Origin of the sequence: Flavobacterium akiainvivens (assembly GCF_001278115.1) — a bacterium.
GTDB lineage: Bacteria > Bacteroidota > Bacteroidia > Flavobacteriales > Flavobacteriaceae > Flavobacterium > Flavobacterium akiainvivens.
Map to the genome: position 1 here is coordinate 450272 of NZ_LIYD01000005.1, position 21735 is coordinate 472006.

20 protein-coding genes are annotated in these 21735 nt (G+C 43.8%); 10 read left to right on the top strand and 10 right to left on the bottom strand.

What is annotated here, in order from left to right; all coding sequences use genetic code 11:
• Positions 1–7: 7 nt before the first annotated feature.
• The 5 genes from AM279_RS01920 to AM279_RS20730 all read left to right on the top strand — a co-directional run bounded on the left by AM279_RS01920 (position 8) and on the right by AM279_RS20730 (position 3661).
• A complete protein-coding gene (locus tag AM279_RS01920; protein WP_074961479.1) occupies positions 8–1264 on the top strand; it encodes an ADP-ribosylglycohydrolase family protein in 1257 nt (418 codons plus the stop codon).
• The gene (locus AM279_RS01925) at positions 1261–2151 is read left to right on the top strand and encodes a S66 peptidase family protein (protein WP_054405982.1); all 891 of its coding nucleotides are present in this window, start codon (positions 1261–1263) and stop codon (positions 2149–2151) included. The genes AM279_RS01920 and AM279_RS01925 overlap by 4 nt, the downstream gene beginning before the upstream one ends.
• Positions 2151–2624, top strand: a complete 474-nt coding sequence (locus AM279_RS01930) for a YdeI/OmpD-associated family protein (protein ID WP_054405983.1) — start codon at positions 2151–2153, stop codon at positions 2622–2624. Before AM279_RS01925 ends, AM279_RS01930 begins: the two co-directional genes overlap by 1 nt.
• A gap of 251 nt (positions 2625–2875) precedes the next feature.
• Complete coding sequence (locus AM279_RS01935; protein WP_054405984.1) at positions 2876–3460, top strand: RNA polymerase sigma factor; 585 nt, start codon at positions 2876–2878, stop codon at positions 3458–3460.
• 60 nt (positions 3461–3520) lie between these two features.
• Complete coding sequence (locus AM279_RS20730; RefSeq protein ID WP_162838288.1) at positions 3521–3661, top strand: hypothetical protein; 141 nt, start codon at positions 3521–3523, stop codon at positions 3659–3661.
• Between the two features lie 14 nt (positions 3662–3675).
• Here AM279_RS20730 and AM279_RS01940 read toward each other — a convergent pair whose 3' ends face one another.
• Positions 3676–4338 carry an endonuclease III domain-containing protein gene (locus tag AM279_RS01940; RefSeq protein ID WP_054405985.1) on the bottom strand — a complete coding sequence of 221 codons (663 nt, stop codon included), beginning with the start codon at positions 4336–4338 and terminating at the stop codon, positions 3676–3678.
• 27 nt (positions 4339–4365) lie between these two features.
• On the opposite strand from AM279_RS01940, the gene bcp reads away from it, so the two are divergent.
• Positions 4366–4821 carry a thioredoxin-dependent thiol peroxidase gene (gene bcp / locus AM279_RS01945; RefSeq protein WP_054405986.1) on the top strand — a complete coding sequence of 152 codons (456 nt, stop codon included), beginning with the start codon at positions 4366–4368 and terminating at the stop codon, positions 4819–4821.
• A 58-nt stretch (positions 4822–4879) separates the two neighbouring features.
• Here bcp and lysA read toward each other — a convergent pair whose 3' ends face one another.
• A complete protein-coding gene (gene lysA, locus AM279_RS01950) occupies positions 4880–6109 on the bottom strand; it encodes a diaminopimelate decarboxylase (protein WP_054405987.1) in 1230 nt (409 codons plus the stop codon).
• A gap of 530 nt (positions 6110–6639) precedes the next feature.
• Between lysA and sucC the strand changes: the two genes are divergently transcribed.
• Complete coding sequence (gene sucC / locus AM279_RS01955) at positions 6640–7833, top strand: ADP-forming succinate--CoA ligase subunit beta (RefSeq protein ID WP_054405988.1); 1194 nt, start codon at positions 6640–6642, stop codon at positions 7831–7833.
• Between the two features lie 81 nt (positions 7834–7914).
• On the opposite strand, the gene AM279_RS01960 is transcribed toward sucC, so the two are convergent.
• The 3 genes from AM279_RS01960 to pyrR all read right to left on the bottom strand — a co-directional run bounded on the left by AM279_RS01960 (position 7915) and on the right by pyrR (position 9811).
• Positions 7915–8247, bottom strand: a complete 333-nt coding sequence (locus tag AM279_RS01960; protein ID WP_054405989.1) for a hypothetical protein — start codon at positions 8245–8247, stop codon at positions 7915–7917.
• Between the two features lie 67 nt (positions 8248–8314).
• Positions 8315–9244, bottom strand: coding sequence for an aspartate carbamoyltransferase catalytic subunit (locus AM279_RS01965; protein WP_054405990.1), 930 nt, complete (start codon positions 9242–9244; stop codon positions 8315–8317).
• 24 nt (positions 9245–9268) lie between these two features.
• Positions 9269–9811: a bifunctional pyr operon transcriptional regulator/uracil phosphoribosyltransferase PyrR gene (gene pyrR, locus AM279_RS01970; RefSeq protein ID WP_054405991.1), complete on the bottom strand. Its 543-nt coding sequence runs from the start codon at positions 9809–9811 to the stop codon at positions 9269–9271.
• A gap of 167 nt (positions 9812–9978) precedes the next feature.
• On the opposite strand from pyrR, the gene AM279_RS20735 reads away from it, so the two are divergent.
• Complete coding sequence (locus AM279_RS20735; protein WP_162838289.1) at positions 9979–10146, top strand: hypothetical protein; 168 nt, start codon at positions 9979–9981, stop codon at positions 10144–10146.
• Positions 10147–10198: 52 nt separating this feature from the next.
• Here AM279_RS20735 and AM279_RS01975 read toward each other — a convergent pair whose 3' ends face one another.
• Positions 10199–10588: an ankyrin repeat domain-containing protein gene (locus AM279_RS01975; protein WP_054405992.1), complete on the bottom strand. Its 390-nt coding sequence runs from the start codon at positions 10586–10588 to the stop codon at positions 10199–10201.
• A gap of 245 nt (positions 10589–10833) precedes the next feature.
• Between AM279_RS01975 and AM279_RS01980 the strand changes: the two genes are divergently transcribed.
• Positions 10834–11496, top strand: coding sequence for a thiamine diphosphokinase (locus AM279_RS01980; protein WP_054405993.1), 663 nt, complete (start codon positions 10834–10836; stop codon positions 11494–11496).
• A gap of 153 nt (positions 11497–11649) precedes the next feature.
• Here the strand turns inward: AM279_RS01980 and AM279_RS01985 are convergent, their stop codons facing one another.
• From AM279_RS01985 to AM279_RS01995, 3 genes are all read right to left on the bottom strand, one after another.
• Positions 11650–14151, bottom strand: coding sequence for a TonB-dependent receptor domain-containing protein (locus AM279_RS01985; RefSeq protein WP_054405994.1), 2502 nt, complete (start codon positions 14149–14151; stop codon positions 11650–11652).
• A gap of 234 nt (positions 14152–14385) precedes the next feature.
• Positions 14386–16005: a M1 family metallopeptidase gene (locus AM279_RS01990; RefSeq protein WP_054405995.1), complete on the bottom strand. Its 1620-nt coding sequence runs from the start codon at positions 16003–16005 to the stop codon at positions 14386–14388.
• Between the two features lie 80 nt (positions 16006–16085).
• Complete coding sequence (locus tag AM279_RS01995; protein WP_054405996.1) at positions 16086–17360, bottom strand: acetyl-CoA C-acetyltransferase; 1275 nt, start codon at positions 17358–17360, stop codon at positions 16086–16088.
• A 145-nt stretch (positions 17361–17505) separates the two neighbouring features.
• Here AM279_RS01995 and AM279_RS02000 point away from each other — a divergent pair, with 145 nt between their 5' ends.
• Positions 17506–17838, top strand: a complete 333-nt coding sequence (locus tag AM279_RS02000) for a hypothetical protein (RefSeq protein WP_054405997.1) — start codon at positions 17506–17508, stop codon at positions 17836–17838.
• 64 nt (positions 17839–17902) lie between these two features.
• Here the strand turns inward: AM279_RS02000 and AM279_RS02005 are convergent, their stop codons facing one another.
• Complete coding sequence (locus AM279_RS02005; RefSeq protein ID WP_054405998.1) at positions 17903–21697, bottom strand: T9SS type B sorting domain-containing protein; 3795 nt, start codon at positions 21695–21697, stop codon at positions 17903–17905.
• Positions 21698–21735 lie beyond the last annotated feature (38 nt).

Consider the following 21735-nt stretch of genomic DNA (forward strand, 5'->3'; position numbering starts at 1 on the left):
ACAACAGATGCAAAATAAAATAACAGCAGCGCTTCTTGGTGTGGCAGTGGGCGATGCCCTTGGCGTGCCAGTTGAGTTTGAGGAACGGGAGTATTTAACGCGTTTCCCGGTGGTTGATATGCAGGCTTTTGGTACGCACCATCAGCCGGCAGGCACGTTTTCTGACGATGCCTCGCTTACGTTTTGCCTTGCAGAAGCGCTGGTTAACGGCTGCGACCCCGATGAAATTGCCGATAACTTTAAGCTGTGGCTGTATCAGGGGTTTTGGTCGGCACGCGGGCAGGTTTTTGATATTGGCATTGCCACACATCAGGCCATTGAAAGGCTGGCACGCGGCATAAAACCCGAAGTTGCCGGTGGTTTTGAAGTCAGCTCAAACGGAAATGGTTCGCTTATGCGCATACTGCCGCTTGTGTTTTATATAAAAGATAAACCGGTTGAAGAACGTTATGCCATTACAAAAATGGTGTCGTCTATTACACACGGGCATGTGCGGTCGGTTATTGCGTGTTTTTATTACCTGGAGTTTGCACGGCATTTGTTGGAAACAACAGACATACACTATATCTATACATTGCTTAAAACAGAGGTGGGCGATTTCCTGAAAGCCAAAGGGATTATTGCAGACGAGGTTGCCATTTTCGACAGGCTTTTAAAGGGAGATATTTATACCCTGCCCGAAGATGAGGTGCAAAGCAGTGGCTATGTGTTGCATACACTTGAGGCAAGCATCTGGTGCCTGTTTACTACTGATAACTACAAAGACGCTACACTTAAAGCCGTAAACCTGGGTAGCGATACCGATACTACAGCGGCCGTAACCGGCGGGCTTGCCGCATTGCTGTATGGCTATGAAACCATACCCCAAGACTGGCTTAATGTACTGGCAAAGCGTCAGGATATTGAAAAATTGGCCGTAAGACTTGATAAGGGGCTTCAAATACAAAATGCAGATTTTATAGCAGAACTTACTTATAAAACTACTGAGCAAGGTGGTAGGAAAACCCCTGCTGCATCTGGGTACAGGCCACAGATAAAGTTTAGTTTTGATAAAATGTCAACAAGCGGAACACAGATATTTATAGATAAAGAGTTTGTATATCCGGGCGAAACAGTTGAGGCTGCAATAAGAATATTGTCGCCGGAGTTTTTTAATGGTAGGCTTTATGATGGTCTTGATTTTGAGTTTATGGAAGGGGATAAAGTTTTAGGAAAAGGAACTATAACCAACATCTTAAATCCGGATTTAAAAACTAAAATATGACCACACCACCATACCTTTCTCCCGGCGATAAAATCGGTATTATAAGTACCGCTAAGCGTACCGAACCGCATGAAATAGAAGCTGCCCTTACCACACTAAAAAGCTGGGGCCTTGAGCCCGTAATAGGCGCCAATGCGTTTAACGAATACGGCTTCCTGGCGGGTACAGATGCCCAGCGCCTCGCCGATTTGCAGCAAATGCTGGATGATTCGGCCATAAAAGCCATCTTTTTTACTAAAGGCGGCTATGGTACGCTGCGCATTATTGATGCGGTTGACTGGACAGGATTCAAACAAAATCCTAAATGGCTGGTGGGCTATAGCGACATCACGCTGCTGCACAGCCACGTACACAACTTTGGCATACAAACACTGCATGGCGTTATGTTGCAGGGCTATCCTAAAAGTACGCCGGAATCGACAGAAACCATCCGTAAGGCGCTCTTCGGCGAAAGCCTGGCTTATGAAATTCCTGTAGAACCTGAAAACAGGGCAGGGGAGATGGTAGAAGGCGCGCTTGTAGGCGGCAACCTCTCAATGCTGTACAATATCGTGGGTTCAGAATCGGATAGCGATATGACTGGTAAAATATTGTTTATTGAAGATATAGATGAATACCTGTATCATTATGACCGTATGCTTATTGCGCTGAAACGTGCCGGTAAATTTGCCAGCCTTAAAGCTGTAATTGTGGGCGGTATGGTAGATATTAAGGAAAGCACAATCCCATTCGGTATGACCTATCAGGATATTACCCTACAGCACTTTGACTGTCCTGTGTATTTTGGCTTCCCCAGCGGGCATATAGCTGATAACAGGGCATTAATATTGGGCAGTACAATAAAGATTACCCCCGATACAGAAACGGTTAAATTTGAATTTGTGTAATGGAAAAGCCCCTTGTAGATAAAGAATACCAGTTAGAACGCTTTCCCGGTAAGGGCGGGTGGACGTATATTACCCTGCCTGAAATTAAAAAGGAAAAGGATGCTGCCTTCGGCTGGGTTAAAGTAAAAGGCACTATTGACGGGCATGAGATTAAAAGCTATAATCTCATGCCTATGGGAGGCGGCAGGCTGTTCTTTCCGGTTAAAGCCGAAATTCGTAAGGCAATTAAGAAGGAGGAAGGCGATTATGTGCACGTAACGCTTTACCGGGATGATTCGGTGTATCAGGTGCCGGAAGGGCTTGTTGTGCGTTTGGAAGAAGCCGGGGTGTACAAATTGTTTCTGCAGCGCAAAAAATGGGAGCAGCGCATGTGTGCCGAGTGGATATATGCCGCGAAACGCCCCGAAACTACTGAAGAGCGTATTTTACGTACTATTTTCAGGTTACAAAAACGTGAAAATATTGTAAGGTAATTGGTGCTAAAACAGCAGTACTACAGCGTTTTTTCCTGAATTTGTTGAGATGTTTACTGATATTAACAAATATTATTGCCTGTTATATGTTAAAATTTTAAATAAGGTTTGTTTTTTATAATTTTATTATGTTATATTTGGCATATCATTAATTCAAAATTAACAAGGCCTATAAGCGAAAACTACTTTTTAGAACTCTGCTAAGCAGAGGTTAAGAAAACCAAATTCAAAAAACGCTAAAAAGTATTGCTATGGCTAATGTTGTAATCCCTGACGCTGTCCTGGTGAAAAATTATGTGGGTGGAGATGAAAATGCTCTTGCTACACTAATTAAGAGGCACCAATCTAAAATCTACGGATTTATCTATTCTAAAGTTTCTGACAGGGATGTAGCTGATGACATCTTTCAGGATACTTTTATTAAGGTTATTAAAACCTTAAAGAGCAATTCATACAATGAGGAGGGCAAATTTTTGCCGTGGGTAATGCGTATTGCCCATAACCTTGTGGTAGACCACTTTCGCCGCAATAAAAAAATGCCAATGCACCGCGAAACCGAGGAGTTTTCTATTTTCTCTATCATGACAGACAATGCGCCTAATGTAGAGAACAGGATTATTACCGAACAGGTGGAAAGCGACCTGATGCGTATTATTGACGAGCTTCCGGCTGACCAGAAAGAAGTGCTGCAAATGCGCATCTATCAGGATCTTAGCTTTAAGGAGATAGCTGATTTAACAGGTGTTAGTATTAATACTGCCCTGGGCCGTATGCGCTATGCACTAATGAATATGCGTAAGGTAATTGAAAAAAATAAAATTATTTTAACCAATTAGGCAATACTTGTTTTAGTTTAGCGTTATTATATGTAGCAACAACATAAATAACAATGCTCTATGGCAAAACTCTACTCTAAAGAACAAGTATCACAGGATATGCTGCCTAAACAGGAAACAATAGATTTTTTACTCAGCTACTCCAAAGCTCTAAATTTTGTTAAGACTGAACATGGCGTGTTTGAAAACATAGCCAATTAATAAAAAAAGCTCCCTTATTTACGGGAGCTTTTTTTATGGTATTCGTCCAAAACTGATTTTCGTCCTATGGTTGCGGTAACAATATCCTTGTCCAGGTTCCAGCCGCGGGCAGGGGAGTACTGGCGCCCGTACCAGATGATTTGAAGGTGCAGGTCGTTCCACAAATCACGTGGAAATAGTTTCTTGGCATCATTTTCAGTCTGCACCACGTTTTTGCCATCGCTTAAGCCCCAGCGGTACATAAGTCGGTGTATGTGGGTATCTACCGGAAAGGCCGGCACGCCAAATGCCTGGCTCATAACCACGCTGGCGGTTTTATGGCCCACACCGGGTAAAGACTCCAGGTCTTCAAATGTGGCAGGTACTTCGCCATTATATTTATCCAGCAGTATTTCAGAAAGGCCGTGTATGGCTTTTGCCTTGGCAGGAGAGAGGCCTACGGGTTTTATAATCTCGCGTATTTCTTCCACATCCAGCTTTACCATCATTTTAGGGTTATCGGCGCGTTCAAAAAGCAGTGGGGTTATCTGGTTAACCCGCACATCAGTGCTCTGGGCACTCATAAGCACGGCAATCAGTAACGTGTATGGGTCTTTATGGTCGAGCGGAAGCGGTATGGTAGGGTATATTTCCTGTAGGGTTTTTATAACAAATTTGGCTTTTTCGGCTTTAGTCATTGTTGTACTTTTGCACAAATATACAACATGAACACACTTAAAAAAGGAGATAAAGCGCCACAATTTACTGCTGTAGACCAAGATGGCAATACCCACAAACTTTCTGACTACAAAGGCAAAAAGCTGGTGGTGTTTTTTTACCCGGCGGCCAGCACACCAAGCTGCACCGTTGAGGCCTGCAACCTGCGCGACAATTATGCAGAACTAAAGGCACAAGGTTATGAGCTTTTAGGTGTTAGTGCCGATACCCAAAAGAAACAGAAGAACTTCCAGGTAAAGCAAAACCTGCCGTTTCCACTATTGGCAGATGAAAATAAGGAACTTATAAATGCCTTTGGCGTTTGGGGGCCTAAGAAATTTATGGGCCGCGAGTTTGACGGCATACACCGCACTACTTTTGTTATTGATGGTAATGGTGTTATTGAGAATGTGATAAGTAAGGTTGTGACTAAAAACCACGCTGCACAAATACTTGGGGAATAATAAAAGGCCGTACCATTTCTGGTGCGGCCCTTCAAGTAAAGTAACAATTATATATAACCTAAACGGTAACGGCAACGGCAGGTTCAAAATCCATTATAACCTGGTTGCGTATGATGTCTTCAAAGGTTTCGCGTTCCCTTATAATGTGGCCTTTGCCTTCATACCAAAGTACTTCGGCAGGGCGCACGCGGCTGTTGTAGTTGCTGCTCATGCTAAAACAATAAGCCCCTGCGTTGCGGAAACACAGTAAATCACCTTCTTTAATTTCGGCAATGCGGCGGTTGCTTGCAAAAGTATCGGTTTCACAGATATAGCCCACTACGCTGTAAAAGCGCTCCTTACCTTTAGGGTTAGAAATGTTTTCTATGTGGTGGTAAGAGCCATAAAGCATAGGTCGTATAAGGTGGTTAAAACCGCTGTCTACCCCTGCAAATACGGTTGAGGTGGTTTGTTTCACCACATTTACCTTAGCAAGAAAATAACCGGCTTCGCTTACCAGGAATTTACCCGGTTCAAAAGCAAGTGTAAGGTCGCGGCCATATTCTGCACAGAAAGCATTAAAACGCTTGCCCAGTTTTTTGCCCAGTTCTTCAACATCAGTATGGATGTCGTCTTTTTTGTAGGGTACTTTAAACCCGCTGCCAAAATCAAGGAACTCCAATTCTTTAAAGTGGCTTGCAGCTTCAAATAATATTTCTGCGGCATAAAGGAATACCTCAATATCAAGAATATCGCTGCCCGTGTGCATGTGTATGCCGTTAATGTGCATACCTGTATTTTGTACTATGCGCAGCAGGTGTGGCATTTGGTGTATAGAAATACCAAATTTGCTGTCTATATGCCCAACCGATATATTGCTGTTGCCACCTGCCATAACGTGTGGGTTTATGCGGATGCACACCGGAGTAGTGGGATGCTTGGCACCAAATTGCTCCAGGATACTAAGGTTGTCTATGTTTATCTGAACGCCCAGTGCGGCTACCTCCTCAATTTCTTCCATAGATACACCGTTTGGCGTATAGATGATTTTTTCGGGCGAATAGCCTGCCAAAAGACCTAACTGAACTTCCTGTATGCTAACAGTATCAAGGCCGCTGCCCATTTGTTTCAGCAGCTTTAGTACAGATATATTGCTTAGTGCCTTAACGGCATAGTTTATCCTTAAATGTTTTACCTTACCAAATGCGTTTTCAAGCTTATGGTATTGCGATTGTATTTTAGCCGCATCATATACATATAGCGGGCTGCCAAATTGTTCTGCCAGTTGTACCAGCTGTCTTGCTTCCATAAAAAATCCTTTTCAGTACAGCAAAATTAGGTATCAAATAGCACGCACACAAGCAAATATATAATGATTAACAAAAAATAACAAAAAGTTATATTTATAACTTAATATGCTAAAGGTGTATTATTTTTGCTGATTTTCGTTATAATAAATGGCGTCGTCTTCAGCTTCTTTGTAAAATATTAGTAGTGGCAGGGCGAGTAGTAGAATAATAATCTCTTTCATACTGGTTTTAAATAAAGTTAAAAATTCAATAGGCGTTACGTTTTAGTATAAAAGTAAGGTGTAAATATAGCCTTGTATCTTAAAAGTTGGTTAAACAAGGTCAAAAAATTGTGATTGTTTTAATATTTATAATAATTGATTGATAACATATAGCTGTTTTTATTTTAAAGACGCATGAGTTTTTAGATGGTTGCGTGGCCTTAACAATAATGTAATGTTTTTTAGCAGGAAAAAGTTTAAATAACTTTCTGCGATACGATGTAATTTGCTATTTTTGTTCCACTTTTAATAAGATAAACGCATATATCATGAATTTACACGAATATCAGGGAAAAGAAATACTGGCAAGCCACGGTGTGCGTGTGCAACGCGGTATTGTAGCTAACAGCCCTGCTGAGGCTGTAGCCGCTGCAAAAGAGCTTACTGCACAAACCGGTACAGGCTGGCACGTTATTAAAGCACAAATACATGCGGGTGGCCGTGGTAAAGGCGGTGGCGTAAAGCTTGCCAAAAACCTTGAGCAGGTTGAAGAGATTGCAGGACAAATTATAGGTATGGACCTTATAACACCTCAAACTCCTCCAACAGGTAAAAGGGTACACAAAGTACTTGTGGCTGAAGACGTATACTATCCCGGTGAAAGTGAAACTTCAGAATTTTATGTATCAGTACTTCTTAACAGGGGTACAGGCCGTAACATGATTATGTATTCTACTGAGGGCGGTATGGATATTGAAGAAGTGGCTGAGCACACTCCAGACCGTATTTTTACTGAAGAAATTGACCCGGCTGTAGGCCTTCAGGGCTTCCAGGCAAGGAGAATTGCTTTTAACCTTGGCCTTAGCGGCAATGCTTTTAAAGAAATGGTAACATTTATTGCTGCTCTTTACAACGCTTATGTTGACAGCGATTCATCAATGTTTGAAATAAACCCGGTTCTTAAAACATCAGACAATAAAATTCTTGCTGTAGATGCTAAAGTGGTGCTTGATGACAACGCTCTTTACCGCCAGAAGAAATATGCCGATATGCGCGATGTGCGTGAGGAAAACCCAATTGAGGTTGAAGCTAAAGAAGTAGGCCTTAACTATGTTGACCTTGACGGTACTGTAGGTTGTATGGTAAACGGCGCAGGCCTTGCCATGGCAACTATGGACCTTATTAAATATGCAGGTTTTGAGCCGGCTAACTTCCTTGACGTGGGTGGTACTGCCGATGCCAAGCGTGTTGAAACGGCTTTCCGTATTATACTTAAAGACCCTAACGTAAAAGCAATCCTTATCAATATTTTTGGTGGTATTGTGCGTTGCGACCGTGTTGCACAGGGTGTTGTAGATGCTTACCAAAACATGGGTGATGCTATCAATGTGCCTATCATCGTTCGTCTTCAGGGTACTAATGCTGAGATAGCAAAAGAACTTATAGATAACTCTGGTATGCCTATCCTTTCTGCAACATTGTTCCAGGAAGCTGCTGACCAGGTTAAAGCTGCACTTAGCTAAGAAGAAACTTCTATGTAATAGTAAAGGCCACCGAAAGGTGGCCTTTATATTTTGTAAACGTTTTGGTTTTAAAAAGATATATTAAAAACCCAAATCACGTTCTATTTCTTCCATTTCAATAAGATCGTGGGCTTCCTGGAGTGTAGGTACAATAACCATTTCATCCGGAGCTTCATCATAATCAAATCCGGGTACTACCAATACAAAAGATTTTTTTGCCTTGCGGTGTTTGTTGCTCAGTGGCAGGTAGGGCAGTAGCTGCTCCAACGCTAATTCGCCATTTGCTGTTAAGTCAAGCACCAGGTTTTGGTCTTTGTAAGTGCTGTATGCTGCGGTAACAGCTTCAAGAAAAGCGGCTGTGTTACTGTTTGTATCCGTTAAAACTGTTGTATGTCCTTTTTGTTCTGATTGCATTTTTTCTAAAGCTTCTTAGCTCCTTAGCGGCTAAGCAGCTAAGAGGCTCAGCGGCTAAGCCGCTTTGTTACTGTTTAATTTTGCTTGCCAGCAGGTATATTACAGCCATCCTTACGGCCACACCGTTTTCTACCTGTTCTAATATAACCGATTGCTGAGAGTCGGCCACATCGCTGGTTATTTCTACGCCACGGTTAATAGGGCCGGGGTGCATAATAATTATTTCTTTGTTAAGCGAGTCAAGCAACTGCTTGTCAAGGCCGTATTGTTGTGCATATTCACGCGTTGAAGGGAAGTAATTAACATCAAGCCTTTCATTTTGCACGCGCAGCATATTGGCTACATCACCCCACTCTAATGCTTTTCGAAGGTTAGGTTCTACCTTAACACCAAGCGACTCAATATAACGTGGTATAAGCGTTTTTGGCCCGCATACGCGCACTTCGGCACCTTGCATCTGCAAAGCAAATATGTTAGAAAGTGCCACACGGCTGTGCAGTATATCGCCCACAATAACAATTTTTTTACCCTCTACACCGCCTAATTTCTCGCGGATGGTATAAGAATCCAGTAACGCCTGAGTAGGGTGCTCATGGGCACCGTCTCCAGCATTAACTATACTGGCGTTAACGTTATTGGCCAAAAAGTGTGCTGCTCCGGGTTTTTCATGCCTCATAACAACCATATCTACTTTCATTGAAAGTATGTTGTTTACGGTATCAATCAGCGTTTCGCCTTTTTTAACAGAAGACTGTGCCGCACTAAAGCTTATTACATCGGCGCTAAGCCTTTTTTGTGCCAGTTCAAAAGAAAGGCGGGTACGGGTACTGTTTTCAAAAAAAATGTTGGCTATGGTAATATCCCTGAGCGAGGGTACTTTTTTAATAGGGCGGTTAATTACTTCTTTAAACTGGTCTGCAGTTTCAAAAATAAGGTCAATATCGGCCTTGTTTATATATTTTATACCAAGTAAATGATTAACGCTCAGTTCTTTCATTTTAGTTGTTGTGTGTTGTTGCTTTTAGCTTTTTTGAACAATGTAAACGGCATCTTCGCCTTCGTTTTCCACCCAAGATACCTTAACCTTTTCGTTGTTTATGGCATCTACCTGGCGGCCCCTGTAATCAGGCTGTATGGGCAGGTCGCGGCTAAAACGGCGGTCTATAAGCACCATAAGCTCTATATTGCTTGGACGCCCAAACGATTGTATGGCGGTAAGTGCTGCACGAATGCTGCGGCCGGTATATAAAACATCGTCTATAAATACCACCTTTTTATTTTCTACAATAAAGTCAATTTCAGTTTTATTGGCCTCAAGTGGTTTTTCATGACGGCGGAAATCATCGCGAAAGAATGTAATATCAAGGTTGCCCAGCTTAATTTCGGGCACATTATATTCTTTTTCCAGTATTTGTTTTATGCGGTTTGCCACAAAGCCACCACGCGGCTGTATGCCTATAAGAACCGTGTCAGAAAAATCAAGGTGTTTTTCTATCAGCTGGCAGGCCAGGCGGTGCAGTATTATGTTTACTTCGCGGCTTGTAAGCAATATTTTATGGCTCATGTTTTGGGTAATGGTTTGGAGGTGTAAAAGTAGGTAAAAAATGGCTTTTTAAAAAGTAAACTTTACACAATACTTAAACCCTTAATTTTAAGCTAATTGATTTATTTTTAAGAAAATCCAGTCAGGTATGTTTTAACTTTAAGTAATAAACCTAAAAACAAAACAGTATGCAAACCAGGATTATAAAATTAGGCTTTTTTGCCATATTGCTAAGCCTTGTAACAGGATGTGAACTTATTGGCGATATTTTTCAGGCGGGTATGGCAGTGGGTATTTTTGCCGTGATTGCCGTTGTAGTAATTATCATCTGGATTATAAGCCGTTTCAGGAAATAAAAAAAGCATCTGCCGTGGCAGATGCTTTTTAACCATTTTTTCAGGCCTGCACTTAAGAGTCAAGTGCCTGCTTAATTAATTCCTCTGCATCAGATGCTTTAGATATCTGTGCATGCTTTAGTGCTGTAAGGCCTTTTTCATCAGCAGCTTTAAGGTTTGCGCCTTTATCAAGCAAAAGTTTAATAATGTCTACACGATTGTACCTGGCGGCTACCATAAGTGGTGTCATGCCGTTAGATTTTTCGTTTACATCAGCCCCATACTCAATAAATTTCTTTACCGTTTCGGTATCACCTTTCATAATAGCAATTGCAAGCGGCGTGTTGTTTCCGTATTCTTTAACTAACCCAAATTCTGGAACAGCAGTTGTGTTTGCAGATGCCATTGTTACGTTACTAAATGCTAATAAAGCAAGGCCTAAATAAATGATCGCTTTTTTCATGATAATTGATTTTTTGATGATTGATATGTTGTTTTGTTTTTACTTCCGGATGATTAGCCCGTTTAATATAATAGACGCTCATTACCCCGTTTTCGTTACAACAATTAATTGTTTTAACACTCTTTTAACTATTAAATTTTGTTATGCAGGCATATAATAATTATGTAAGTGTCTTTATTTACTGATTATTACAGTAATTTCGGGTTTAAATAAAACATCTGTATTTTTGTTGAAATTTTTTAGAAATGTCATCACACCATATTGTTAGAGACGACCAGGAGCCCGCACTTATTATAGCCAACGGGCAGGAATGCAGCCCCGAACTTTTAGGGCAGCTGCTGGAATGGAGCCCCCTGGTTATTGTACTTGACAGTGCAATAGAGCGTGTTATGCAACTGGATATTAAGGTAGATGTATTGCTTGGTGATTTTGACCATGGCTTTGACCCTGAAACTTACAGGGATTTACAGTATCCGCTTGAAATAGTACATACACCCGACCAGGACAAGACCGACCTTGAAAAAGCCTGTGATTATCTTGTGGAAAGAGGTTTTCCTGCCGTAAATGTTGTGTGGGCAACGGGCAAAAGGGCAGACCATACCATAACAAATATTACCAATATTGTACGGTTTAGGGATAAACTCAAAATAGTTGTACTTGACGACCATAGTAAGGTTTTTGTGCTCCCCCCTAAATTTGAAAAGTGGTATACTGCCGGCACACCCATATCATTAATACCGGTAGGGAAGGTAAGCGGCATTTATTCTCAAAATTTAATGTATGAGCTTAATAATGATGAGCTAACAATAGGTTATCGCACGGGTAGCAGTAACAAAGTGGTTAAAGATGGAATTGTAACTATTGAACATACCGCCGGAGACCTGCTTATGATGGAGTGTTTTGACTGAGGTTAACTTAGAAGTCAGAAATTAGAAATTAGAATGAACTTCACTCAAAATAAAAACGCAGATGTAATAATTTATCACATCTGCGTTTCTCATTTAAATTAAGGTTTCCGGTAGCTAATTCTAATTTCTGAGTTCTAATTTCTGAATTAGAGTTTAACCTCCCATATACTCATCGCCTCCGCCGCCATTGTCCTGGCGCTGGCGCTGCTGTTCTTTTTGCCTGTCAGACCTGCTCATGTTAAAACGGTAGGTAAAGCTTAGTGTTACCTGCCTTTGCCTCCACTGCATTTCGCTGTACGAGCGTATCTGGCCCGGTATAAAGGTATCGTTCTTCATTTTACGTGAGTTAAAAATATCCTGCACGTTTAACGCTATGGTAGCCTGGTCTTTTAAAATATCCTTGCTTAGGGCAGTATTGGCACTTGCCACACCCACACGGCGGCCCTGAGCATTGTTTTGCGGTGCTTCATAGTTTCCGTTAAGCTGCCAGTCTATTTTCCATGGCAGGCTTATTTTACTGTTAAGGCGGGTGGTCCAGGCATAGGCCGTGTTATTAAAATCCTGGTAGTCGTTAACTGTTTCGCCGGTTGTAGGGTCGGTATACGTAAAGGTGTAATCACCCTGTGTCTCGTTACGGAAGAAGTTAAAGTTGCTGTTTAGCCTCCACCATTTAAAAGGATTATAGTTTACATTAAACTCAAAGCCAAAACGGTATTCTTTAGCAAGGTTAATAGGGGTTGTAAGCGTTATTGGCGTACCATCGGCCGTTGTACCGCCTGCCTGGCGCACAAACTGGAAGCTGTCATCGGTCATGTTAAAGTAAGCCGAAGTATTTAGGGTTATATCCCTCCATTTTTTCATGTAGCCGGCATCAATAGAGTGTGTCATACTCGGGTTAATGTCGGGGTTACCCCTAAAGATATTAATGTTACTCTCAAGGCCGCCAAACGGGTTAAGGAACCTGCCTCGGGGGCGGTTTATCCTGCGTGCATAGCTAAGGCTAAGGCTGCTGCTTTCGCTAAACTCATAAGACGCAAAGGCAGTAGGGAAGAAGTTGTTGTACCTCTTGTTGTTAAAATCGTTAGTGGTAAGCAGGTTAACATCTATGTTAGAGTCTTCCCACCTAAGGCCAAGCAGGTAAGAGAATTTACCCATTTTATTGCCGTATTGTGCATAAAGCGCATTAACCTTTTCTTTATAAATAAGGTGGTTAGTGTAGTTTACATTGTTTTCATACGCCCCGTCAACAAGGTCTTCGGTAGTAAAATCTACATCCTGCTGGCTGAAGCTGCCACGGTAACCGGCTTCAAAACGCCCGCTTTCGCCAAGAGGCAACACATAATCGGCCTGAATAAGCCCACGGCTTTCCTCTGTATCGTTAAACGTGCGCTGATAGGCGTTTTCAAGGTTTGTATTGATGTACTCATCGCTTATGTTGGCATTTTCATCTTCAATGTTTTTTGAAGCCGACATATCAATCTTAAGCTCGTGGCCGTTATTGTCAAATTTCTTCTGGAAGCTGGTGCTGTAATTAAGGTTGCTTTCTTCGCTTTCCTGTGCGTTTAGCCTGTAGCGTGAGCTCAGGTAGTTGCGGCTGGCATCATAATTATCATAATAGGTTTTAGTAGGGTTGTCGCCTGTATTGCGGCGGATGCTGATGGCGTTTGTCCATGTAGCGGTAGAGTCTACAAACCACTCAAGGCCTACAGTAGCGTTAAAACCTTTACGTTTACGGTCGTTAGTACGGCGCTCGTTTGTAAAGCTTTCGGTATTGTTGTCGGCATCAAGATATTCAGCCTCTGTTTTAGAGTTACCGGGGTTGTTACGGTAGTTATAGCCCATATTGGTATAAAGGTTAAAGCTTTCGCCCCTAAAGTTTAGGTTGGCGCTGGCACCGTGGTTAGCCGGGTCGCCGGTATTAGCCATTAAAGAGCCGTTAAAGCCGTTTGCCTTACCTTTTTTAAGCACGATGTTTACAATACCGCCACCACCTTCGGCATCATAACGTGCAGAAGGGTTTGTAATAATCTCTACTTTATCTACGCTGTCTGCAGGCAGCAGGCGCAGTACCTCGGCCACATTGCTGCCCGCAAGATTACTGGGGCGGCCGTCTATAAGTATGGTAACACTCTGGTTGCCACGAAGCGCCACATTACCTTCAGCATCTACCGAAAGCGACGGAACGTTATCAAGCACATCGCTAACCGTACCGCCTTTTACCATCATATCGTTACCTATGTTGTACACGCGCTTATCAAGCTTTAGCTCAACGGTAGTAACTTCAGATATAATTTCCACACCTTCAAGCTCAGTAGCGTCTACGCTCATGCCTATTGCCCCAAGGTTGGTATCGGCTTCTATGGCGCGATTTTCTATCGTAAAGTTTTTATACGAAAAAAACGAGATTAGTATTTTGTAGGTGCCCGGTGCAACTTCTACCGAAAATTTACCCTTATCGTCTGTAAGGCCGCCGCCCATTGTGGCACCGGCTACATTTTGTATTACAATATTGGCAAATTCAAGCGGTTCTTTGCTTGAGGCATCTGTTACGGTACCGGTTACGGTTACTTTTTTACCCGCGGGCTGGCCCTGGGCAAACAAACCTGCCGATAAAAATAACAGGGAGTAGATGAATGTGATCTTTAAAAATTTCATGAAATAGTATATATAGTAAGTTTTGATGATTGAGCCTGTTTGACACAAAAACTCCGCCGAGGTTTAACTCTTAAATATTAATGATTTGTTAAAATTTTAAAATTTGGTGTAAGGGGTTGTAAACGAGGGGCTAACTTTTTTGCTCATAAATACTATATCTGAAATTATATATTTGGCAGTATACTGCCGTGACAGCTATTCAATTAAAAAACGCCGCTAAGTGCGGCGTTTGGGTTATTGTTGTTTTTCAACGTTTATGTAGAATTTTTTGGTTGCTACTTCAACATCGGTAAGTGATGCGGCGGTAACTTTTTCCTTTTTCCATTTATTGGTTGCCTTAAGTCGGATGGTTTTATCGCCAATTAATATCTCTACCGGCATTTCAAAATCCTTTTCATCGGTTTGCCAGCGGTATTCCAGGTTTTTGCCGTTTAGCTTGAGCTGAAGGATAGGTATTTGGGTAAAGCGCAGGTACTGGTTAAAAATGTGAGTCAGGTCCATACCCATTTCCTTGCTGAAATATTTGTTTACCGTTTCGGTATCAATAATCTTCTTTTTATACGTTTCAGAATAGCCCAGGAGCATTTTCCACCATTTTGTGTCGTCATTGGTTATATGGCGCAGGGTATTAAGCATTAGCGAACCCTTGTAATACATATCTCCCGAACCTTCTTTATTTACGCCAAAAACGCCTATTACAGGCTTGCGGTTTTCTACATTGCGCGCCTGCCCGTTAATGTACTGCATGGCTTTATCATAACCATAGCGGCATTCTACATACACCGTTTCGCTATAGGTGGTAAACCCTTCGTGAATCCACATATCGGCAATATCTTTACTGGTTATACTGTTGCCAAACCACTCGTGGCCGCTTTCGTGCACTATAATGTAATCAAACTCACGGCCCAGGCCTGTACCGGTCATATCCATGCCCATGTAGCCTTTTTTATACTTGTTGCCATAGGCCACAGCACTTTGGTGCTCCATACCCAGATAAGACGTTTCTACCAGCTTGTAACCGTCTTCTGCAAACGGGTATTGCCCAAATTTTTGTTGGAAACAATCCAGCATGCCTTTTACCTCTTCAAAATGCACCCTGGCTTTTTCCTCATTTTTGCGTAGTACATAATAGTCAAGGTCAAGGCCGTTGTGCGTGTCGTGAATGTGGGCATAATCAGCCACATTTATGGTAATGTCATAGTTATTGATGGGGTTGGTAACCTCCCAGTCCCAACGGGTGTAGCCGTTGCCCAAATCTTCGCTGCCTTTAAAGCGGCCGTTGCTCACGTTCATAAGCCCGTTTGGCACCGCTACTTTTATAGAGGCACCCCTGTCGGGCTCATCAGTCTGGTGGTCTTTAACGGGATACCACAGGCTGGCACCGGTACCCTGTACGGCAACGCCTATCCACGGCTTGCCATCGGTATCCTTCTTAAATACAAAACCGCCGTCCCACGGGGCATTTTTAGCCACATTAGGCCTGCCCGAATAGTAAAACTTCAGGCTTTCCTCACTATCTTTTTTAAGGCCGTTAGGGAAGGTAATAAACACCGCATCATTATCGCGCGTGTAGGCCAGTTTGGTTTTGTTGTACACAATACTGTCTACATTCATGTTGTCAAAAAGGTCAAGCTGAATTTTAGATGTGTTTTCTAAAACTTTAAAGGTAACCTGGTTGTACCCCACAACGCTGCGCTCGTCAGGGTTTATGGTAATATCCAGGTCATAGCGCTGCACATCAAAGGTAGTGCGCTCCGGACGCAGGCCACCCTGCAGGCTGTCGCGGCGTGTATATTGCTGTGCCGAAGCGGCAAAACCGGCGGCAAGAGTAAATAGAAGAAACCCTTTTTTCATGAAGATATGTGTTTATTGATTGGTAGCGAAATGTAAGGATTTGTTACGGATTAGGTGTTTTCAGTACAAAATCTTTTCAGCTATTTTTCAAGGATGAATGTCATGCCCTGGCCACCCGCCGCACATACTGAAATAAACCCACGGCCTGAGCCTTTTTCATGCAGCAGCTTTGCCATGGTGGCCAGTATGCGCCCGCCTGTAGCGGCAAACGGATGGCCGGTAGCCAGGCTGCTGCCGTTTACATTAAGTTTTGCAGGGTCTATTGAGCCTAAAGCTTCAACGCCAAATTGTGTCGAAAGTTGCGGGGATTCCCATATTTTGAGCAGTGCGAGTACCTGTGCCGCGAAAGCTTCGTGAATTTCATAAAAATCAAAATCCTGCAATGTAAGCCCTGCTTTTTTAAGCATTTTTGGTGCGGCATATACCGGTGCCAGCAGCAGGTTGTGTTTGTTTTCAATATATTCAATAGCTGAAAGCTCGGCATGGGTAATGTAAGCCAATACAGGTAGCCCCTGAGCCTGTGCCCATTCTTCGCTGGCCAGCAGTATGCACGAAGCACCATCGGTTAGGGGAGAGGAGTTACCGGCTGTTAGCGATCCGTTTTCTTTATCAAAAGCGGGTTTTAGTTTTGCCAGTTTTTCAAGGGAAGTATCACGGCGCATATTGTTGTCGAGTTCCAGCCCCATAAACGGCACGATTAAGTCGTTGTAAAAACCGCGGTCAACTGCTGCTGCCATTTTTTGGTGGCTGCCAAGCGAAAAGGCATCCTGCTCTTCGCGGCTTATGTTGTAGTACTTGGCGGTATATTCGGTATGCCCGCCCATAGAAAGGCCGGTGCCGGGCTCTACATTGGCCGGGGCAACGGGGGTGAGGTCTTTCAGTTTAATCTTACTGAACTGCTTTATCCTGTCCCATGTGCTTTTGCTGCGGCGGACATCGAGCAATATGCGCCTTATGTGTTCATTGAGCACCAGCGGCACATTACTGGTAGAATCTACTCCCCCGGCTATACCGCTGTCTATTTGCCCGAGGGCTATTTTATTGGCAATGTACAATGCCGACTCAAAGCCTGTATTACAGGCCTGCTGCACATCGCACGCCGGGGTTTTAGGGTTGAGGCTGGTGTGCAGCACGCACTCGCGCATCAGGTTAATTTCCCAGCTGTGTTTTATAACGGCACCACCGGCTACTTCGCCCAGCTGCTTACCTGCAAGGCCATACTTGTTAATAAGCCCGTTTATGGCGGCTACCATCATATCCTGGTTAGAGGCCGTTGCATAATTGGTAAACTGCCTGGCAAAAGGTATGCGGCTGTAGCCCACAATGGCTACCCTACGAAGTGTTTGTGCTTGCATAATGTGGATGTTTTACACATTAAAATTAGTGATTTTTTGCTACCAAAGGCTATAACTTTCCATTGTAAAAAATACACTTATGGTAACATTGCGTTAACGGCAGAATTATGTTTTAGGAAGAAATTGCATCTTAAAACTAACACTAATGGGATTATTCAGCAAAAAAGAGAAGGAACTGATACTGAGCCTTGGAAAAAACAATGTACAACTCTGGAAAGAAGCTGTAAAAGAACTTGAAGAGCTGCATGCCGATGTGCAAACGGCCTATGAAGACCTTGATACGCTAACCGACGATTTTCAGGAATTTGTAGAAAGCATACACCACAAGCTGTCGGCTTCTGAGCAGACTAAAATTACCGCTTTTGTGAAGAAACTGGGTAAGGCCGATAAATGTGCGCGTATAGCGGTGCGCGATGTGCGCGATGCGATTCGTAATACAAAGAAGAGGCTAAAAGAAACCCAACGCGATATTATATAGTTTTTCTTTCAGGTAATAAACAATCAGGGCGGCCAAATGGCCGCCCTGATTTATTTGGCAGTATTTAGTTTTCCTGCCTGTTGATGTACACCCACCCGGTTTTGGTTTCGCCGGGAAGCTCTATTACATAGTAGTAAGTGCCGGTTGGCAGGTCGCCGCTGTCGCTCTGGCCGTGCCACTGGTTGGTGTAATTACCCTGAGTGTATACTTCTTTACCATAACGGTTAAAGATGCTCAGTTTGCGGGCATTCATACCGCTGATGTCAAAACGGTCGTTAAAGCCATCGTTGTTTGGCGAAATGCCTTTTGGTATATCACAAAATGTTCCGTTAACCGTAAACTGTGCCGTGCCTGAGCATCCGCCGTTTACAGTAACGTCTACAGTAAAGGTTAGGGGGAAGTCTTCAACGTCAAGCTGATTTTCATTTGCATATTCGGTAACGTCAAATGAGCTGTCTTCACTTACAAGGTTGCCGTTTGCATCAAACCACTCATAAGCAGCATCGTTAGCATTAAACGAACCGTTATCAGGCAATGCGTGCAGCATGTAGTGTTTGCCGCTAATGGTTTGCTCACAGCCTTCTGCGCCGGCAACAGCTATTACGCCTCCCTGGTCAGCAACTGTAAATGGTGCCGATACCGATGTACATCCGCCTGTTGTCATTACAGTAACGGTGTAACTACCGGCTTCAAGGTTGTTGAAGGTTGTAGCCGTCTGGAAATCGGTGCCGTTTATGCTGTAGGTGTATTCAGCACCCAGCGGGGCGTTTATGGTTAGGCTGCCCTGAGCAGTACACGTAACAGGAGTAGTGATAGCTGTAGCCACAGCCGGTGCGCCCGGTGCAGGGTTTATTACAGTAGCGGTTGTGGTTACAGAAGTACAACCCGCCGCATTCTGTACAGTAATGAAATATGAACCCGGAGTCACGTTAAATACAGGGCTGGTTTGGAAGTCGGTTCCGTTTATGCTGTATGTTAGGCCTGTGCCAAGTGGTGCAGTAACGGTTATAGTTCCTGTAGCGGTAGTACACGTAGGTTGTACCGGTGCAGCGATAGTAGCTACAGCTGGCGCTCCCGGCGCAGGGCTAATTACAGTAGCCGTTGTGGTTACAGAAGTACAACCCGCCGCATTTTGCACAGTAATGAAGTATGAGCCGGGGCTTACGTTAAACACAGGGCTGGTTTGGAAGTCGGTACCATTGATGCTGTAGGTAAGGCCTGTGCCAAGCGGTGCAGTAACCGTAATTGTTCCTGTAGCGGTTGTACAGGTAGGTTGTACCGGTGTAGCAATTGTAGCTACAGCCGGAGCTCCCGGTGCAGGGGTTATTACAGTAGCGGTTGTTGTTACAGAGGTACAACCCGCCGCATTCTGCACAGTAATGAAGTATGAGCCAGGGCCTACGTTAAACACAGGGCTGGTTTGGAAATCAGTACCATTGATGCTGTAGGTAAGGCCTGTGCCAAGCGGTGCAGTAACCGTAATTGTTCCTGTGGCGGTAGTACACGTAGGTTGCACAGGTGCAGCGATAGTAGCTACAGCTGGCGCTCCCGGCGCAGGGTTTATTATGGTAGCGGTTGTTGTTACAGATGTACAACCGGCAGCATTCTGCACAGTAATGAAGTATGAACCGGGGCCAACGTTGAATACAGGGTTGGTTTGGAAATCGGTACCGTTTATGCTGTAGGTAAGGCCTGTGCCAAGTGGTGCAGTAATGGTGATTGTTCCTGTAGCTGTTGTACAGGTAGGTTGCACAGGTGCAGCAATTATAGCTACAGCAGGAGCCGCAGGTACAGGGTTTATTACAGTAGCTGTAGTTGTTACAGAGGTACAGCCCGCAGCATTTTGCACAGTGATGAAATAAGAACCAGGACCTACGTTAAACACAGGGCTGGTTTGGAAGTCGGTTCCGTTTATGCTATAAGTAAGGCCTGTGCCAAGCGGTGCAGTAACGGTTATAGTTCCTGTAGCGGTTGTACAGGTAGGCTGAACAGGAGTGCCAATTGTAGCTACGGCAGGAGCCGCAGGTACGGGGTTTATTACGGTGGCTGTAGTTGTAACAGATGTACAACCCGCAGCATTCTGAACTGTGATGAAGTATGAGCCCGGGCCAACGTTGAATACAGGGCTGGTTTGGAAGTCGGTGCCGTTGATGCTGTAGGTAAGGCCTGTTCCAAGTGGCGCTGTGACAGTTATAGTTCCTGTAGTTGTTGTGCAGGTAGGCTGAACCGGTGCAGCAATTGTAGCTACAGCCGGAGCAGGGCTTACTGTTAGTGTTGCCGCATTACTTACAAGCGTACAGCTTGCAAGAGTTACCTGGCAGTAAAACTGTGTTCCGTTTAAAGATGCAGGGGCATTTGTTATGGTTAGCGTAGCAGTTGTAGCGCCGCTGTATGTAGTATTGTTGGTTACGTTTACCCATACACCCGATGCGTTAAGCATTTTCCATTGGTATGCAGCGCCTGTGGCGTTGCTTGCCGTTACACTGAAGGTAGCTGTGTCCGGGTTGTTTTCGCAAACTGTATCGTTAACAGGGTTTGATGTAATTTCGTAAGATACAGATGAGTTTATACTGTGAATGCCAAGGTTAGAACAGTCTTCGGTTGAATCAAATGTCCAGTCAGCAGCATTAAACGTTGCCGATGGTACAGGTGCATTGGCATTCCTTATTACGGTATAGCCTATTTCGCCCGGTGCCTGTGCAACGTCTATCACAACACCATTTTTCTTAAGCTTAAATTCGTCATTGGCATTAATACCACCTCCAAAACCGGTAATAGGGGTAATGCCGCACGGTATATCGCCGCTGTTAAGCAGGTAGGTTGAGTTAGGTGCTATAGAGCCTATAAGGGTAAGTATATAACCGCCTGAAGGGTCGGGGTCGCCAATGGTGCCATATCGTTCTAATACATATTCGCCATTAAAGGTAATAGTGTTTGGGGTAGGGTTGAAAAGTTCTATTGCACCCGGTGTACCGCCATCCTGGTCAAAAAGTTCAGAGATAAAAATATCTGTAGGGGGCGTAACAATGGGGCAGTTGCTTTGTAATACGGTAAAAGCAGGCGTAATGCCTTCGCAGTTGTTTGTGGTAACCAGTATTGTGCCGGTAGTGGCGTTTGCCGGTACGGTAGCCTTAATTTGAGTATCAGAAACTACCGTAACAGCCGTAGCTGCTACTCCGTTAAAGGTTACTGATGATGTTCCGCTGCCTGCCTGGAAACCGGTTCCATTTATGGTAACTACCGTATTGGCCGGGCCTGAAGCCGGGCTTATTGTAGCAATTACAGGAGGTGTACAGGTTTGTGTAACGCTGCCAAAAAGGGCAAAATCATCTAAGCGCACGTTGCCGTTTCCGCTTGCGCCGGTTAGGGTAATAACCACATTTATAGTGCCTGTTAATCCGTTTATTGGGGTTGATACGGCAACAGGGTCGGTTGTGCTTAACGGTGCTCCCGAAGCCGGTATTGAGCCCGAGCCTACCGTTGTGCCGTTAATAGCCATAGACCAGTTTTGTGCACCGGCACTGCTGCGCTGCCTCCAGAAGTTAAATCCGGTAACGGCAAGCTGCCTTCCGGTGGCTACGTTAAAGCTGAGGGTTATGGTTTTTGTACCCCCGGTTTCAAGCATGGTTATGGCCTGCCCGGCTGAGCCTGAAAAGCTTGTCCATTCATTGTTGGCATTTGCCCATGACGAACCCGAAAGGTACTGGTTTATAATTCCGGGTGCCACGGTGTAGGGGTGGGTGCTAATGGCAGTTGTGCCAAAGTCATGCTGGTAAACCTGTGCCTGGCCTTTAAGCTGTATTGCAAACAGAGAAAGCACAATCATTACAAGCTTTATCAGCGTAATTTTTCTTTTCATACAAAAAAAGGTTAAATCTGAAATTTTGTGCAAATGTA